The 16,265-nt window shown below is 70.2% G+C and carries 13 protein-coding genes and 1 tRNA gene; 5 read left to right on the forward strand and 9 right to left on the reverse strand.

Annotated features, from left to right (window positions below):
• Positions 1 to 324: 324 nt before the first annotated feature.
• Positions 325 to 750 carry a hypothetical protein gene (locus ACWF94_RS12980; protein WP_453487409.1) on the reverse strand — a complete coding sequence of 142 codons (426 nt, stop codon included), beginning with the start codon at positions 748 to 750 and terminating at the stop codon, positions 325 to 327.
• Between the two features lie 393 nt (positions 751 to 1,143).
• Here ACWF94_RS12980 and hrpA point away from each other — a divergent pair, with 393 nt between their 5' ends.
• The 3 genes from hrpA to ACWF94_RS12995 all read left to right on the forward strand — a co-directional run bounded on the left by hrpA (position 1,144) and on the right by ACWF94_RS12995 (position 5,783).
• Entirely contained in the window at positions 1,144 to 5,118 is a 3,975-nt protein-coding gene (gene hrpA / locus ACWF94_RS12985; protein ID WP_453487410.1) for an ATP-dependent RNA helicase HrpA, read from the forward strand.
• A 95-nt stretch (positions 5,119 to 5,213) separates the two neighbouring features.
• Positions 5,214 to 5,288: transfer RNA gene (locus ACWF94_RS12990), tRNA-Asp, on the forward strand.
• A 204-nt stretch (positions 5,289 to 5,492) separates the two neighbouring features.
• Complete coding sequence (locus ACWF94_RS12995) at positions 5,493 to 5,783, forward strand: DUF6274 family protein (RefSeq protein ID WP_453487411.1); 291 nt, start codon at positions 5,493 to 5,495, stop codon at positions 5,781 to 5,783.
• A gap of 412 nt (positions 5,784 to 6,195) precedes the next feature.
• Here ACWF94_RS12995 and bldC read toward each other — a convergent pair whose 3' ends face one another.
• Together bldC and ACWF94_RS13005 are read right to left on the reverse strand one after the other, a co-directional pair.
• A complete protein-coding gene (bldC, locus tag ACWF94_RS13000; RefSeq protein WP_003949541.1) occupies positions 6,196 to 6,402 on the reverse strand; it encodes a developmental transcriptional regulator BldC in 207 nt (68 codons plus the stop codon).
• 506 nt (positions 6,403 to 6,908) lie between these two features.
• On the reverse strand, positions 6,909 to 7,757 hold the full coding sequence (locus tag ACWF94_RS13005; protein WP_453487412.1) for a hypothetical protein: 849 nt from the start codon (positions 7,755 to 7,757) through the stop codon (positions 6,909 to 6,911).
• A gap of 192 nt (positions 7,758 to 7,949) precedes the next feature.
• On the opposite strand from ACWF94_RS13005, the gene ACWF94_RS13010 reads away from it, so the two are divergent.
• Entirely contained in the window at positions 7,950 to 9,041 is a 1,092-nt protein-coding gene (locus ACWF94_RS13010) for a Leu/Phe/Val dehydrogenase (RefSeq protein WP_453487420.1), read from the forward strand.
• 281 nt (positions 9,042 to 9,322) lie between these two features.
• Positions 9,323 to 9,574: a DUF3073 domain-containing protein gene (locus ACWF94_RS13015; protein WP_453487413.1), complete on the forward strand. Its 252-nt coding sequence runs from the start codon at positions 9,323 to 9,325 to the stop codon at positions 9,572 to 9,574.
• Positions 9,575 to 9,680: 106 nt separating this feature from the next.
• Here ACWF94_RS13015 and purM read toward each other — a convergent pair whose 3' ends face one another.
• The 6 genes from purM to ACWF94_RS13045 all read right to left on the reverse strand — a co-directional run bounded on the left by purM (position 9,681) and on the right by ACWF94_RS13045 (position 16,169).
• Positions 9,681 to 10,775, reverse strand: a complete 1,095-nt coding sequence (gene purM / locus ACWF94_RS13020; protein WP_453487414.1) for a phosphoribosylformylglycinamidine cyclo-ligase — start codon at positions 10,773 to 10,775, stop codon at positions 9,681 to 9,683.
• A gap of 74 nt (positions 10,776 to 10,849) precedes the next feature.
• Complete coding sequence (gene purF / locus ACWF94_RS13025; protein WP_453487415.1) at positions 10,850 to 12,367, reverse strand: amidophosphoribosyltransferase; 1,518 nt, start codon at positions 12,365 to 12,367, stop codon at positions 10,850 to 10,852.
• A 411-nt stretch (positions 12,368 to 12,778) separates the two neighbouring features.
• Entirely contained in the window at positions 12,779 to 13,630 is an 852-nt protein-coding gene (locus ACWF94_RS13030) for an META domain-containing protein (protein WP_453487416.1), read from the reverse strand.
• 100 nt (positions 13,631 to 13,730) lie between these two features.
• On the reverse strand, positions 13,731 to 14,552 hold the full coding sequence (locus ACWF94_RS13035) for a sterol carrier family protein (protein ID WP_453487417.1): 822 nt from the start codon (positions 14,550 to 14,552) through the stop codon (positions 13,731 to 13,733).
• A 9-nt stretch (positions 14,553 to 14,561) separates the two neighbouring features.
• On the reverse strand, positions 14,562 to 15,578 hold the full coding sequence (locus ACWF94_RS13040) for a M23 family metallopeptidase (protein WP_453487418.1): 1,017 nt from the start codon (positions 15,576 to 15,578) through the stop codon (positions 14,562 to 14,564).
• Positions 15,579 to 15,632: 54 nt separating this feature from the next.
• Positions 15,633 to 16,169, reverse strand: a complete 537-nt coding sequence (locus ACWF94_RS13045) for an ArsR/SmtB family transcription factor (protein WP_453487419.1) — start codon at positions 16,167 to 16,169, stop codon at positions 15,633 to 15,635.
• Positions 16,170 to 16,265 lie beyond the last annotated feature (96 nt).

Consider the following 16,265-nt stretch of genomic DNA (forward strand, 5'->3'; position numbering starts at 1 on the left):
GCTCGGGGTAGCTGCCGCTGCCCGGGTCGGCGGAGCCGGACGCGGCGGCCGATGGTGTGGCGGGCTCGTCGCCCGGCTTGGTGGCGGTGTAGGAGGCGAGGCCGAGCAGCAGTGCGGCGACGACAACGCCCGCGCCGATGATCGCGGGCTTACGGGAAGAAGGCATGGTGGTTCGGTACTCCTGAGCGAGGGCGGTCGGTCGGGCGGACACGCGAAGCGGGACCACTGGGCCAGGGCCTGGGGAACCCCACCCGGGCCCGAAGGGGCTGCGGGAGAGGCACCGCACCAGGGCGGACGAGCCCGGCGGAATCCGGCGGGCAGGCCCTATACGCGCAGGACGGACAGGTTGACGGGGGAGGGCGGGGCGATCGGCGGCGGGCCGCGTTCCGGGTTGATCCCGGGGGCCGCCGTGGTCGATGGCACGCCGGTGCCGCCATGGGTGTCGAGCGGGGCGGGCGGCAGTTCGGCGGAGAACCCGCCGCGTGGCGGGGTCGCGGGGTGGGCTCCCCCGTCGTCGTCCACCGTTCCCTTGCCGCAGCCGGCCGGCTGGCCGCCGCCCTGGGCGGTGGCCACGGTCACCGCGACCGGGCCGGTGTCGGAGCCGGGGTCGGCCGATCCGCTCGCGTACGACGGCCGGCACAGCACCACGAGAAGCGCGAAGACCATCCCCAGCAGCACGAACGCGGTGACGGGGCGAGCGGCCGGGTGCGCCCGCCGCACGGGCCCCCGCTCCACGGGCGCGGACCTCATCGGCCCGGACCTTCGCAGCGCGGACCTTCCCGGCGCGGACCTGCCCGGCGCGGCCAAGGCCACCCGCCGTACGGGCTCCCGCCGCGCGGACGCCGGGAGCCCGAGCGCGGACGCCATCCGTACAGACACCCCGCCAGACACCCCGCGCACCGCCCCGGCGGCCGGCGGGCGGCTCCGGCAGGCGCGGCTGGGTGGCATGGAGGCGCTGTCCCTTCGGGAAAACTCAGGAAACTCAGGAAACTCGGGAAACTCGGGCAAGCTCGGGAAACTCAGGCAGACTCAGCAAACTCGGCGAAACTCATGGCTGCTGAACGGATCGGTTTCATTCTGCACCAGCGCGCGAGCGAAATGCGTTCGCCACCTCTTTCCCGGGGGTGCGATCCTGGGGATCGTATGTCTACTTCCTTCGCCGACCTCCAGACGCTGCTGGCCGGGGTTTCGCTGCGCGACGCCCACCGGCTCGGCCGCCGTCTCGAAGGCGCCCGCCGCATCCGTAAACCCGAGGCGCGGCAGGCCGTGCTGGACGAGATCGCCGCGGAGGCGGAGCAGTCGGCCGCCCGTACCGCCCGTCGCGCGGGGCGCGTACCGGCGGTCGACTATCCACCGCAGCTGCCGGTCAGCCAGAAGAAGGACGAGATCCTCGCCGCGATACGCGACCACCAGGTCGTGATCGTCGCGGGTGAGACGGGGTCGGGCAAGACGACCCAGATCCCCAAGATCTGTCTGGAGCTGGGCCGGGGCGTCCGAGGCATGATCGGCCATACGCAGCCGAGACGGCTCGCGGCCCGTACGGTCGCCGAGCGGGTGGCCGAGGAGCTGCGGACCCCGCTCGGTGAGGCGGTCGGCTGGAAGGTCCGGTTCACGGACCAGGTCGGCGGCGACACCTTCGTGAAGCTGATGACGGACGGCATCCTGCTGGCCGAGATCCAGACCGACCGCGAGCTGCGCGCGTACGACACGATCATCATCGACGAGGCCCATGAGCGGTCGCTGAACATCGACTTCCTGCTCGGCTATCTCGCCCAGCTGCTGCCCAAGCGCCCGGATCTGAAGGTCGTCATCACCTCCGCGACCATCGACCCGGAGCGGTTCTCCCGCCATTTCGGCGATGCCCCGATCGTCGAGGTCAGCGGCCGGACGTATCCGGTCGAGGTGCGTTACCGGCCCCTCCTCGAAGACGACAGCGCCGAGAGCGACCGGGATCAGATCACCGCGATCTGTGACGCGGTGGAGGAGCTTCAGGGGGAGGGCGGGGGCGACATCCTGGTCTTTCTCTCCGGTGAGCGGGAGATCCGCGACACGGCGGACGCGCTCAACAAGAAGAACTACCGGCTGACCGAGGTGCTGCCGCTGTACGCGCGGCTGTCGCACGCCGAGCAGCACCGGGTGTTCCAGCCGCACACCGGCCGCCGGGTCGTCCTGGCGACGAATGTCGCCGAGACCTCGCTGACCGTGCCGGGCATCAAGTACGTCATCGACCCGGGCACCGCCCGGATCTCCCGCTACAGCCATCGCACCAAGGTGCAGCGGCTGCCGATCGAGCGGGTCAGCCAGGCCAGTGCCAATCAGCGCAAGGGCCGCTGCGGCCGTACGTCGGACGGCGTCTGCATCCGGCTGTACTCGGAGGACGACTTCGACGCCCGTCCCGAGTTCACGGACGCCGAGATCCTGCGGACGAATCTGGCGTCGGTCATCCTGCAGATGACGGCGGCGGGACTGGGCGAGATCGAGAAGTTCCCGTTCATCGATCCGCCGGACCACCGCAATATCCGTGACGGTGTGCAGTTGCTCCAGGAGCTGGGGGCGTTCGACGCGGCGCAGAAGGATCCCCGCAAGAAGCTCACCCCGCTCGGGCGCAAGCTGTCCCAGCTGCCGGTGGACCCGCGGCTGGCCCGGATGGTCGTGGAGGCGGACAAGAACGGCTGTGTGCGCGAGGTGATGGTGATCGCGGCGGCGCTCTCCATCCAGGACCCGCGCGAGCGGCCCGCCGAGAAGCAGACCCAGGCCGACCAGCAGCACGCCCGCTTCAAGGACGAGACCTCGGACTTCCTGGCCTTCCTGAATCTGTGGCGCTATGTCCGCGAGCAGCAGAAGGAGCGCGGCTCGTCCAGTTTCCGGCGGATGTGCAAGCAGGAGTATCTGAACTTCCTGCGGATCCGGGAGTGGCAGGACATCTACGCGCAGCTCCGCCAGGTCGCCAAGTCCATGGGCATCCACGTCAACGAGGAGGACGCGCCGGAGGCGAGCGTCCATGTGTCGCTGCTCTCGGGGTTGCTTTCGCACATCGGACTGAAGGACTCCACCGGGGACGGCGGCAAGAGCACGGGCGGTAAGGGCGCCGGCGGCAAGGGCACTGGCGCCAAGAACGAGTATCTGGGCGCGCGCGGTGCGAAGTTCGCCGTCTTCCCCGGTTCGGCGCTGTTCAAGAAGCCGCCCCGGCTGGTGATGTCGGCGGAGCTGGTGGAGACCTCGCGGCTGTGGGCGCGGGTCAACGCCAAGGTGGAGCCGGAGTGGATCGAGCCGCTGGCGCAGCATCTGCTGAAGCGCACCTACAGCGAGCCGCACTGGGAGAAGGACGAGGCGGCGGTGATGGCGTACGAGAAGGTCACGCTGTACGGCGTGCCGATCGTCGACCGGCGCAAGGTGAATTTCGGCCGCATCGATCCCGAGACAGCACGCGATCTTTTCATTCGCAACGCTCTGGTCGAGGGCGACTGGCGTACGCACCACAAGTTCTTCGCCGACAACCGCAAGCTCCTCACCGAGGTCGAGGAGCTGGAGCACCGGGCCCGGCGGCGCGACATCCTCGTGGACGACGAGACGCTCTTCGACTTCTACGACGGGCGGGTGCCGGCCGATGTGGTCTCGGGCGCCCACTTCGACGCGTGGTGGAAGAGGAAGCGCCAGGACGAGCCGGAGCTGCTCGACTTCGAGCGCGAGATGCTCATCAACGAGAAGGCCGGCGCGGTCACCAAGGACGACTATCCGGACACCTGGCACCAGGGCGGGCTGAAGTTCCGGGTGACCTATCAGTTCGAGCCAGGGGCGGACGCGGACGGGGTGACCGTCCACATCCCCCTCCAGGTACTGAATCAGGTCACGGACGAGGGTTTCGACTGGCAGATCCCGGGGCTGCGCGAAGAGGTCGTCATCGAGCTGATCCGTTCCCTGCCGAAGCCGGTCCGCCGCCACTACGTCCCGGCGCCGAACTACGCCGCGAAGTTCCTGGAGAGAGCGGTTCCGCTCCAGGAGCCGCTGCCCGTCACCCTGGCCCGCGAGCTACAGCGGATGGTCGGCGTCCCGGTCGGCGCGGACGACTTCGACGGGTCGAAGGTGCCCGACCATCTGAAGATCACGTTCCGGATCGTGGACGAGCGGCGCCGGGCACTCGCCGAGGACAAGGACCTGGAGGCGCTGCGGCTGACCCTGCGCCCCAGGGCCCGGCAGGCCCTCTCCCGGGCCGCCGCGGCCACCGCGGGACCGGCCGGCGAATCGATCGAGCGCACGGGCCTCACCGACTGGACGATCGGCACCCTGTCGAAGGTCTTCGAGACCCGTCGGGCCGGACAGCCGGTCAGGGCGTACCCGGCGCTGGTGGACGCCGGGGACACCGTCTCCGTACGCCTCTTCGACACCGAGGCCGAGCAGCGGCAGGCGATGTGGCGGGGCACCCGGAAGCTGATTCTGCTCAACATCCCGGTGAACCCGGCCAAGTTCGCCTCCGACAGGCTCGGCAATCAGCAGAAGCTGGCCCTGTCGAGCAATCCGCACGGCTCCGTGCAGGCCCTCTTCGACGACTGCGCCACGGCAGCGGCGGACCGGCTGATCGCCGATCACGGCGGTCCCGCGTGGGACGAGGAGTCCTACCGCAAGCTGTTCGACACGGTCCGCGCGGACCTGGTGGACACGACGGTACGGACCGTGGACCAGGTCCAGCAGGTGCTGGTCGCCTGGCAGGCGTGCGAGCGCCGGCTCAAGGCCACGACCAGCCCGGTCCTGCTGCGCAATGTCCAGGACGTACGGGGGCAGTTGACGGCGCTGATGCCCGCGGGCTTCGTGACGCGGACCGGGCTGCGCAGACTGCCGGATCTGATGCGCTATCTGGTCGCGGTGGACCGCCGCCTCCAGCAGATGCCGACCTCCGTCCAGCGTGACACCACGCGGATGGAGAAGGTGCACGAGATGCAGGACGAGTACGCCTGGCTGCTGGAGCAGCTTCCGCAGGGGCGGCCCGTCCCGCAGGATGTGCTGGACATCCGCTGGATGATCGAGGAGCTGCGGGTGAGCTACTTCGCGCACGCGCTGGGGACGGCGTACCCGGTCTCCGACAAGCGCATCGTGAAGGCGATCGACGCGCTGGTGCCGTGACGGGCCCGTCACCCACAGCGAGTTCGACCGCCGTGCCCCCGCTGCGGTAGAGTTTCTTCTCGCAGCCCAGCGCGCGATTCGGAGCTGTGAAACCTGGTCCTGTGGAGCAGTTTGGAGTGCTCGCCACCCTGTCAAGGTGGAGGCCGCGGGTTCAAATCCCGTCAGGACCGCAGTGATTCAAAGGCCCGTACCTCTTCGGAGGTGCGGGCCTTCGCCGTATCCGCTCATCTTCCCCCGCATCCCCCCGTATCCGCTCACATCCATCCGTATACGTCCGCGACGCCGACATCGTGTCCACCGTCTTGACGGGTCCCCCGCCCGCCGGTACCCACTGTTCAGGGGACGGCACACACCAGGAGGCGGAGGTGACGTGCATGGCGGCGTCCACGGTTCGGCGGCACGAGACCCGGCGGCATGAGATCGGAGCACTGCTGCGGGCGCATCTGGCGGCTGCTTCCGGCATTCGGCACCGGACCCGGCACTGCGCCGTCTGCCATCGCCTCCTGAGGCTCGCCATGGGGCCGGCCGGGGAGTCCGGGCTCCCGGAGACCCCCGAGCGCCCCGGGGACCCTGGGGACACCGAGCCCCAGGCCGAGCAGCCCCAGCCTCAGCCCGGGTCCGGGTCCGGGTCCGGGTCCGAGGACAAAGGTCCCCCCGCCGGGTGACTTCGGCCCGATGTGTGGGGCGCCGGTGAAGTGACACGCTGGACGTTGGCAAGAGTTGCGAGGTGTGACGGGTGTCACCGTATAGGTTTTCAGAACCCCGCTACTTAACACCTATCCAGAACCAACCAATTTAATATGTGCAATTGCACCACCCTTTGCGCGCCTCCCCCAGCATCCACAAGCCCCTCCCGGAACCTCCGCACGCCCGCCCAACGAGGCACCCGGCGCCCGGTTTTCACACCGGGCCCACCCGGAAACCCACCCGGAAATACGCGCAAAAAAATCGCGCTGGACCCGGCGGAGTCCAGCGCGATCGATGACCGGAGTCCGTTGGGGCGGACACCCGTCATGTGGAGCTATGGGTGGGCTTACCGGGATGGGGGTCCCGGATGTGCCCGGTTCAGCGGGGCCCTCAGGCCTCGCTGCGCTGCTGCGGAATACCCGCGAGCAGTGCGCGTACCTCTGCCTCGCGGTACCGGCGATGTCCACCGAGCGTACGGATGGACGTGAGCTTGCCTGCTTTGGCCCAGCGGGTGACCGTCTTCGGGTCCACGCGGAACATCGTGGCAACCTCAGCCGGGGTCAGCAGCGGCTCGGCATCAGGGGTGCGAGCGGTCATGAGCGGCCTCCTCGGGAGAACCGAACGTTCTCGGTTCTTTCCTCTAAATTCTGCACCTTGACCCGCGTTGCCCGAAATGGCGGATGCGGGTTGAGTCGGTTATAGGACGAACGGCTTGTCCTCGGCACTACAACTACACCATCTGTCCAGCCACGTCGGCCAAACCGTTGGAATTGCCCTCCGAGGTGTTCATCAACGGCGGAAGCCGATGGACCATGCCATAGCGGACAGTCACACCACGGTAACGATCAGTCACAGGGCAATCAGGAGCCACCAGACCCCCCATAGAGCACAATGCCAAACGATCCGCCCATACTTGGGCGGAAGGAACCCTCCCCGGACTCCTTGTCCTATTTTGACACGAGGGTAGGCGATCGACGCAAGGGCCCAGTTAGTGCAGTCCGTCACGCTTGAGACAAAGGCCCGGATCGGGACCTAAGGCCCGGACAGAAGGTACCGGGAGATGCCGGAAGGTTCCGGAAGGTCTCAATCATCCACACAACCGCTCAGTTGGCGAACTGCAGGCCGCGCACCACCCGCCACCGATCCACAAGCCTGCCGTACGCCTCCCCCGCCGCCTCGCCGTCCCCGGCCCGGAGTGCCTCGATCCCGGCGGCCACATCCGCCGCCGAGTGATCGTCGGCGAGCTGCGGCGCCGGCAGGGCGTGCACCAGACCGCCGTAGTCGAGCTCGACCAGCGAGCGCGGATGGAACTCCTCCAGCCACCGCCCCACATCGACAAGGCCCTCGCTCAGCGGGCCGCCGTCGGCGGACTCCCGCAGCGCCTTCAGGGCCCGCGCCGTCCGGCGCCTGGCCTGCACCATCGGCGTGCGATAGCGCAGAACCGCGGTGTCACAGCCTCCCGGTCCGGCCGGCTCGTACTCCCGCTCGTCGTCCGCGAAGAGGGCGAACCAGCGCACCGGAACCTGCCACACCGCCGTCCTGATCCAGGGCCGGGCGTCGGGGTTGCGTTCCCGCCACTGCTCCCAGTCCGCGGACGCCTGGACGCGGACCACGGGCGGCAGAACGGCGTCGAGCAAAGTGGCCGAAAATTGCTCATTCAGTTCCTGGAGGGCCAGCCAGCCGCGCAGCCGGGTCCGCCACGGGCAGACGCACACCACACCGTCCACCTCCGCGACAAAGGCGTCCCCGCTCTCATGGACCGGTACGGCGACGGGCGGGGTCGGCAGCAAATCCGCCAGGGAACGCCGCAGTTCGTCCTGAGCCGTGGGCGGAGCGCCCCGGCCGGCGTATCGGGCCCAGTGCCCCCGCTCGGGCTCGGGAAAGGCCGCCAGCGGCTCATAGACCCGCAGGTAGGACGCGTAAGGCACAAGTACCGAGGACACCGCTGGCATACCGCAGATCCTTCCACGCCCGTACTCCGCCAGGGGGTGATCCTCGGCACTGTGCCTGATCTACGCCCGCGTAGGACTTACCCTCATGCCCAACCGGGACTTTCTCACCCTCCCCATGCCACAAGCGACGGGGAGACTCAGGGAAGTCCCTCACCCGCCGCTTCGTACTTGGGAGTCACCACCGTGACCGATGTGACCGGCGTCCCCGGCGTTCCCACCGATGTGCTGCACACCCTGTTCCGCTCGGACCAGGGTGGCCACGAGCAGGTCGTGCTCTGCCAGGACCGCGCGTCCGGCCTCAAGGCCGTCATCGCCATCCACTCCACCGCCCTGGGCCCCGCCCTCGGCGGCACCCGCTTCTACCCGTACGCCTCCGAGCAGGAGGCCGTGGCCGACGCGCTGAATCTGGCCCGCGGGATGTCGTACAAGAACGCCATGGCCGGTCTCGGCCACGGCGGGGGCAAGGCCGTGATCATCGGCGACCCGGAGACGGACAAGAGCGAGGCGCTGCTGCTCGCCTACGGCCGGTTCGTGGACTCTCTCGGCGGCCGGTATGTGACGGCCTGCGATGTGGGCACCTATGTGGCCGACATGGACGTCGTCGCCCGCGAGACCCGCTGGGCCACCGGCCGCTCGCCGGAGAACGGCGGCGCGGGGGACTCCTCGGTGCTCACCGCGTACGGCGTCTTCCAGGGCATGCGCGCGAGCGCGAGCCATCTGTGGGGCGAGGCGACGCTGCGGGGCCGCCGGGTCGGGATCGCGGGGGTCGGCAAGGTCGGCCATCACCTCGTGGAACATCTGCTGGACGACGGCGCCGAGGTCGTGATCACGGATGTGCGCGAGGAGTCGGTACGGCGCATTCTCGCCAGGCATCCGCAGGTCACGGCGGTCGCGGACACCGAAGCGCTGATCCGGGCGGAGCACCTGGACGTATACGCGCCCTGTGCGCTCGGCGGTGCGCTCGACGACGACACCGTGCCCGTACTGACCGCCTCGGTGGTCTGCGGCGCGGCCAACAACCAGCTCGCGCACCCGGGCGTCGAGAAGGACCTCGCCGACCGGGGGATCCTGTACGCGCCCGATTACGTGGTGAACGCGGGCGGTGTGATCCAGGTCGCGGACGAACTGCACGGCTTCGACTTCGACCGGTGCAAGGCACAGGCGGCGAAGATCTACGACACCACGCTGGCCATATTCGCACGTGCGAAGGAAGACGGTATTCCGCCTGCCGCGGCGGCGGACCGGATCGCCGAGCAGCGCATGGCGGAGGCCCGCCGGGGCTGACGCCGGCGGCGGCTCGGGCCCGCCGTATCGGGAGACAAGACTCACCCCGGTCGGCGGGTCGTCCGCCAAGAAGAGGTTAATATCGCAGTTGACCAGCGAGGACGGGGCTCCTCGCGGGTTCTGCGAAGTGGCACGTCATGCGGGCGGCGTACCGTATGGCCGCGGAAGCAGGTACCGTTGAAGCCCTACGGGCCGGTCTCCCCACGGGGAGTCCGTTCCGAATCATGAACGCGTGTCAAGACTCTGGGGCCGTCGAGCCCCGTCACCGAGGGGGTCGAGCCATGGGGCGCGGCCGGGCCAAGGCCAAGCAGACAAAGGTCGCCCGCCAGCTGAAGTACAACAGCGGCGGGACTGACCTGTCGCGTCTGGCCAACGAGCTGGGCGCATCGACTTCGAGCCAGCCTCCGAACGGCGAGCCGTTCGAGGATGACGACGAGGAAGACGACCCGTACGCACAGTACGCGGATCTGTACAACGACGAAGAGGACGAGGACGACGAGTCCGGTCCTTCGTCGCAGCGCCGCGGCGCTTGACGTTGCACTGACCGCCGACCCGGTCCGAGGCCCCTGCCTCCGGACCGGGTTCTGTGCTGTTCAGCCGCCGCGCCGCGTGCGGCGGCTGCCGTACCGGGCAGCGGGCTCAGCGCGCGTACTCCCCGGTCAGTTCCGCGCCGGTGGTGCGCTCGCCGCGGTCGGTGATCTCTCCGGCGGCCCAGGCGTCCACACCCCGGTCGGCGAGCAGGGTGAGCGCGGCGTCCGCCGACTCCTGAGGGACGACGGCGATCATGCCGACGCCCATGTTCAGCGTCTTCTCCAGTTCGAGCCGCTCGACCCGGCCGGCCGTGCCGACGAGGTCGAAGACCGGGCCCGGGGTCCAGGTGGAGCGGTCGACGGTGGCGTGCAGTCCGTCCGGGATCACCCGGGCCAGATTGCTGGCGAGGCCGCCCCCGGTGACATGGCTGAAGGCGTGCACCTCGGCGGTCCTGGTGAGCGCCAGACAGTCCAGCGAGTAGATCTTGGTGGGCTCCAGCAGCTCCTCGCCGAGCGTCCGCCCGAACTCCTCGATCCGGGTCTCCAGCGCCATCCCGGCCCGGTCGAGCAGCACGTGGCGGACCAGCGAGTACCCGTTGGAGTGAAGGCCGGAGGACGCCATCGCGATGACCGTGTCCCCCGTACGGATACGATCCGGGCCGAGCAGCCGGTCGGCCTCCACCACGCCCGTACCGGCGCCGGCCACGTCGAAGTCGTCCTCGCCGAGCAGTCCGGGGTGCTCGGCCGTCTCGCCGCCGATGAGGGCGCATCCCGCGAGGACACATCCCTCCGCGATGCCCTTGACAATGGCGGCGACGCGCTCGGGGTGGACCTTGCCGACACAGATGTAGTCGGTCATGAACAGCGGCTCGGCGCCGCAGACGACGATGTCGTCGACGACCATGCCGACCAGGTCGTGGCCGATCGTGTCGTACACACCCAGCTTGCGGGCGAGGTCGACCTTGGTGCCGACACCGTCCGTCGCGGAGGCCAGGAGCGGGCGCTCGTAGCGCTTGAGCGCGGAGGCGTCGAAGAGTCCCGCGAAGCCGCCGAGACCGCCGAGGACCTCGGGGCGGCGGGTCTTGCGCACCCACTCCTTCATCAGCTGTACGGCGCGGTCACCGGCTTCGATGTCGACGCCCGCCGCCGCGTAGCTGGCGCCGGTGCCCGCGTCCTGGGCACGTTCAAAAGACTCGGCTGTCATGGCAAAGAGGGCTTTCGTGTCGGTGCTGCGGGACCCCGGCCGGGGGTCACTGCGCTGTGGGTCACGGCCAGGGCCTACGGGCGACGGAGCGCGTCGGCGGCGTCGGCGCCGCCCGCCAGCTCGGTCTCAAGAAGCTGCTTGCCGAGCAGCTCGGGGTCGGGCAGGTCCATCGGGTACTCGCCGTCGAAGCAGGCGCGGCACAGATCGGGCTTGGCGATCGTCGTCGCCTCGATCATGCCGTCGATGGAGATGTAGGAGAGGGAGTCCGCGCCCAGCGAGGCGCCGATCTCCTCGATCGTCATGCCGTTGGCGATCAGTTCGGCGCGGGTGGCGAAGTCGATGCCGAAGAAGCAGGGCCACTTCACCGGCGGGGAGGAGATCCGGATGTGCACCTCGGCCGCACCGGCCGCACGGAGCATCTTGACCAGGGCGCGCTGGGTGTTGCCGCGGACTATCGAGTCGTCCACGACGACCAGCCGCTTGCCCCGGATGACTTCCTTCAGCGGATTGAGCTTGAGGCGGATGCCGAGCTGGCGGATGGTCTGCGACGGCTGGATGAAGGTACGGCCGACATACGCGTTCTTGACCAGCCCGGAGCCGTAGGGGATACCGCTCGCCTCCGCGTAGCCGATGGCGGCGGGGGTGCCCGACTCCGGCGTCGCGATCACCAGGTCGGCCTCGACGGGTGCTTCTTTGGCCAATTTCCGGCCCATCTCCACGCGGGACAGATAGACGTTCCGGCCGGCGATGTCGGTGTCGGGGCGGGCGAGATAGACGTACTCGAAGACACAGCCCTTGGGCTTCGCTTCTGCGAATCGGGTGGTACGGAGGCCGTTCTCGTCAATGGCGATCAGCTCGCCGGGCTCGATCTCGCGGACATACGTCGCACCGCAGATGTCGAGGGCGGCGGACTCGCTGGCCACGACCCAGCCCCGGTCGAGACGGCCGAGGACGAGCGGGCGGATGCCCTGCGGGTCACGGGCCGCGTAGAGGGTGGACTCGTCCATATAGACGAGGGAGAAGGCGCCCTTCACCGCCGGGAGCACCTTGGGGGCGGCTTCCTCCACGGTCAGCGGCTTGCCGTCGTCATCGACCTGGCCCGCGAGCAGCGCGGTGATCAGATCGGTGTCATTGGTGGCGGCGACCTGGGCCGCCCGCCCGTCCTGGCGCGGCAGCTCCGCGACCATCTCGGCGAGCCGGCCCGTGTTCACCAGGTTTCCGTTGTGCCCGAGCGCGATGGAGCCGTGGGCCGTGGCCCGGAAGGTCGGCTGTGCGTTCTCCCAGACGGAGGCTCCGGTGGTCGAGTAGCGGGCGTGACCGACCGCGATGTGTCCCCGCAGCGAGCCGAGGGAGGTCTCGTCGAAGACCTGGGACACCAGGCCCATGTCCTTGAAGACGAGGATCTGGGAGCCGTTGCTGACCGCGATTCCTGCGGATTCCTGGCCCCGATGCTGGAGGGCGTAGAGCCCGAAGTACGTGAGCTTTGCGACCTCTTCGCCCGGAGCCCAGACACCGAAGACGCCGCAAGCGTCCTGGGGGCCTTTCTCGCCGGGGAGCAGATCGTGATTGAGTCGACCGTCACCACGTGGCACGGCACCGAGTGTAGGCGAGATCGACCACTGGTCCGAATTGGGGACCTGTGACATTGGCCCCGGTGCGGCGCGGGGTGCCGGGCCCGGTTGTGCGCCGGTACCACATGGTGAGGGTTCCGTCACGGGGGACACCGTTGCCGGGCCGGGCCCGACGTAACCCGCACCGCCGCGGGACGGCACGCCCTCCGGGCGTGTCCTCAATCGCCGGACGGGCTGGATGTGACCGTCCACGCCACGCGCGGCAGCAAAGGCATCCCTCGCTCGGGAGGCCGGGGCAACCACATCCACCTTCACCTGGAGAGCAAGGGCAACCAAATCCAGCCTCGCCGGCGATGAGGCGCTGGGGGTCCCCCCACGCCGCAGGGCGTAGGGGGAGGTCCGGGGCGGAGCCCCGCAGAAAGCACGGGCGGGTCAGCGAGCGGGGGCAGTCGCGTGGAGGGACTTGGTGGCGGGGCCCTTCAGGGTGAGGCCGCGGGTGTTGATGTCGTACGACACCCTCCCCGTCAGCACCTTCGTCATATGCGCCTCCACCTGCCCCGCCGTCCCCGCGCACATCCGGCGGGTCGTGGCGAGCGGGCCGAAGACGATGTCCGTGCCGACGACCTTCGCCGTGGCGGTGAAGGTGTTGCAGCCGAGGCTCCCGGTGGCCTTGCCGTCCTTGCCGATGACCAGGTGGGCGCTCTCCTCCGTACCGGCGGGGAGGGGTTCGGCCGTGCCGTCGCCGATCAGCGTGTCCACGGTCCAGCGGGTGCCGGCGAGCGGGGTTTCGGCCCCGGCGGTGAAGGCGACGACATCGCCCTTGGCGTTGGTCAGGGTGAGCTGACCGCCGGAACTGCCGAGGTCGCCCTCCAGTTTCCCGGCGAGCACGCCGCGCAGCAGTTCCTCGAACCGTCCGACATCCCCGGCGCATCCCATCTCGGTGAAGGCGAGATCACCGAAGGTGACCGTGTCCCCCTCGACCGTGGCCTTGCCGCCGAAGCCGTTGCAGCCGGTGTTCCCCTCGGCCGCACCGCCGGCGCCGACCCGGAGATACGCCCCGTCCGGTGCCATCGACACCTTCCCGCCGACGGTGACGCGGTCGACGGCCCAGTGCACACCGGTGACCTTCAGATCGGCGGGGGTGGATCCGCCGACCTTGCCCGCGGAGCCGGAACCAGAGCCCGAGCCGGAACCAGAGCCGGAACCGGAGCCCGACTCCGTACCGCAGGCGGCGAGCGCGAGCAGTGCCAGGACGGTGAGGGGGACGCTCAGCTGGTTACGCATACCCCTGGGACGGGGCGGACCGGATTCCGGTTCCTGGCATCCGCCGGATGCCGGGTGCCAGGTGCCGGATGCCGCCGGAAGGTCGCGTGCGCAGTCGGCCTCAGGGGAGGACCGGCAGCAGCGGTGCCAGGTCCGCCCGCTCGCCGCTCGCGCTGACCGTGGCCGCGTCCAGCTCCTGAGCCCATCCCGTACGCCCGGTGGCCAGCCGGATCCAGGTCAGCGGGTCGGTCTCGACGACGTTCGGCGGGGTGCCCCGGGTGTGCCGGGGACCCTCGACGCACTGCACCACGGCGTACGGCGGCACCCGGACCTCGACCGAGCCGCCGGGCGCCTTCACGGCGAGGGCGTCGGCCAGCAGCCGGGTACCGGCGGCGAGCGCCTTGCGGTCGTACGGGATGTCAAGACCGGTCGCGTCGTTCAGGTCGTCGGTGTGGACGATCAGCTCGACGGTCCGGGTGACCAGGAAGTCGTCCAGCCGCATGGCCCCGAGCGGCATCCGCACCAGCCGGCCCGCCGGGGCGGAGGCCAGCGCCTCCGCGAGGCCGTCGGCGGCCCGGCCGTACAGCTCGGCGGGCGGCGCCGAGCCGGCGGGCGCGCGGGGGTCCTCGTCCTCCGAGCCGACGAAACCGGCGGTGGCGGACGCCCAGTCGCGCAGGGCGATCTCCGCGCGCGGGGGCTCCGGCGCGGCGAGGCTCCGGGCGACGGAGCCGACCACCATGGCGAGGTGCGCGGTCAGCTCCCGTACGGTCCAGTCGCCGACCCGGGTGGGCAGCGCGAGCTGCGCGGGGGTGAGGGCGTCGACCGACTTCCGCACCTGCGCGACCTGGGCGAGGACGGCCGCGCGGGTGGTGGCGGGGTCATAGGTGCGGGCGCGGGCGCGGGCGCGGGCACCTTGGCCGGCCGGTCTGCTGGCAGGGGGCATGGGCCGAGGTTAGCCGCGGGCGGCCGATTCCGGCACGGGCTGTGTGGTGGACCCGGCGTCCGTGGTGGCCGGACCCACACCCGCAGGACCCGCCGTGGCCCGACCCACACCCGCGGAATCCGTCGCCCCGGCATCCGCCCCGGCGTCCGCCCCGCCATCCGCCTCCGCCGACACGGGGCCCGCCGTGAAGCTGTCGCCGTTCGCCGGGAGGTCGATACCCCGCCAGCGGAACGGGAGGGGGAGCGCGATCTCGGGGTCGGGACGGTCCATGAGCTGGAAGTGGACGTGCGGCTCGGTGGAGTTGCCGGAGTTGCCGCAGCGGGCGATCCGCTGCCCGGCGCGCACCCGGTCGCCCTCCTTCACGGTCAGCGAGCCGCGCATCACATGGGCGTACAGCGCGTAGGTGCCGTCCCCGAGGTCGAGCACCAGGTGGTTGCCGATGACGCACCAGGGGCTGACCAGGGAGCGGGCGAGGCCCTCCAGCACCATCAGATAGATCACCATCGGCAGGGAGCTGCGGCTGAGGTGATCGCGCCGGCCGTCCCGGGCCCGGACCACGGTGGCGTCGGCGGTCGCCAGCAGCGGCATACCGTAGGCGGGATACGCCGAACTGCGGCGGACCAGGGGCCACAGCCAGCGGAAGCCGGGGTTCTGGCCCGCCACCGGCTCGGCGACGATGTCGATCGCGTACGTCTGCCCGTACAGATGCGTGCCATGGCTGGGGACTTTGTCGACCGGGCTGTTGTAGGCCACCCAGCGGCCGGTGACGGGCACCCCGACCTCGACGGGGGCGGGCGGATCGGCGGCGCGGTGCTCGGCGCGGTAGATCCGCACCCGGAGGAGTTCGAGGCCGACGGCGACGACCCCGGGGACGACGACGGCGATCCAGCCGCCGGGCAGCGACAGAAACAGATCCCAGAGGAGCAGAACGCCGAAGAGCCACCAGAAGACGCCGGCGACGTCGGATATCAGCCGGTGCTTGCGGTCGCGGCGGCGACGGGCCGTCGATATCGGCATCGTGGACATGGCGTACTCCCCTGTCGGCGGGTGCCCGTCGGCGACGGGTCGGGTCGGGTCGGGTCAGGGCTGGGCGGCCAGGAAGGCGACCAGCAGCGGAACGGTCCGGGCGGGCGGTACGGCGTACCGCCCGCGGCCCGGGGTGTGGAGCCAGCCCGAGGCGGTGAGCTGGCGCAGATGGTGGTAGATCTGGCCGGAGGTGCCGATGCCGTCGAGTTCGGCCAGCTCGGCCGCGGTGTGCCGGCCGCCGAGGATCTCCCGCAGCAGCCGGAGCCGTACGGGATGGCCGAGGGCGGCCAGCGCGTCGGACGCCGTCGTCCAGTCCCGGTCCAGCAGATCGGCGGTGAGCGCGCCGAACTGCCATTCGTACCGCGCGCCGCCGGGCAGCCGGACGTCCCCGGTGAACAGCACCCCGCCGTCGTCGGCGCCGAGGGCGGCGAGCTGCTCCTTGAACCCGCTGAGGGCCCAGTACGCGTCCCCGTCACCCTCCCCGGGACGGGCCGCCGGGGAGGGCACGGACTCCCGCGACTCCCGCGGCTCCCGTCGCTCCAGTGCGGCCAGCCGGATCTCCAGCTCCGCGACGCGCTGCTCCAGCTCCATGACACCAATCCTACGTAGTTACGGAATTACGTGCAATCAACATTGCAGAATCGATCGGGGCCGCCGCCCTGACGACGGATACGCCGAGCCCCCGCC

Source organism: Streptomyces sp. NPDC055078 (assembly GCF_053607985.1).

Bases quoted from the DNA above. Each gene is read 5' to 3' on its own strand.
- hrpA (WP_453487410.1), top strand. From the start codon at position 1,144: ATGTCTACTTCCTTCGCCGACCTCCAGACGCTGCTGGCCGGGGTTTCG.
- ACWF94_RS12980 (WP_453487409.1), bottom strand. From the start codon at position 750: ATGAGGTCCGCGCCCGTGGAGCGGGGGCCCGTGCGGCGGGCGCACCCG.
- ACWF94_RS12995 (WP_453487411.1), top strand. From the start codon at position 5,493: ATGGCGGCGTCCACGGTTCGGCGGCACGAGACCCGGCGGCATGAGATC.
- ACWF94_RS13030 (WP_453487416.1), bottom strand. From the start codon at position 13,630: ATGCGTAACCAGCTGAGCGTCCCCCTCACCGTCCTGGCACTGCTCGCG.
- ACWF94_RS13015 (WP_453487413.1), top strand. From the start codon at position 9,323: ATGGGGCGCGGCCGGGCCAAGGCCAAGCAGACAAAGGTCGCCCGCCAG.
- ACWF94_RS13005 (WP_453487412.1), bottom strand. From the start codon at position 7,757: ATGCCAGCGGTGTCCTCGGTACTTGTGCCTTACGCGTCCTACCTGCGG.
- ACWF94_RS13040 (WP_453487418.1), bottom strand. From the start codon at position 15,578: ATGTCCACGATGCCGATATCGACGGCCCGTCGCCGCCGCGACCGCAAG.
- bldC (WP_003949541.1), bottom strand. From the start codon at position 6,402: ATGACCGCTCGCACCCCTGATGCCGAGCCGCTGCTGACCCCGGCTGAG.
- ACWF94_RS13035 (WP_453487417.1), bottom strand. From the start codon at position 14,552: ATGCCCCCTGCCAGCAGACCGGCCGGCCAAGGTGCCCGCGCCCGCGCC.
- purM (WP_453487414.1), bottom strand. From the start codon at position 10,775: ATGACAGCCGAGTCTTTTGAACGTGCCCAGGACGCGGGCACCGGCGCC.
- ACWF94_RS13045 (WP_453487419.1), bottom strand. From the start codon at position 16,169: ATGGAGCTGGAGCAGCGCGTCGCGGAGCTGGAGATCCGGCTGGCCGCA.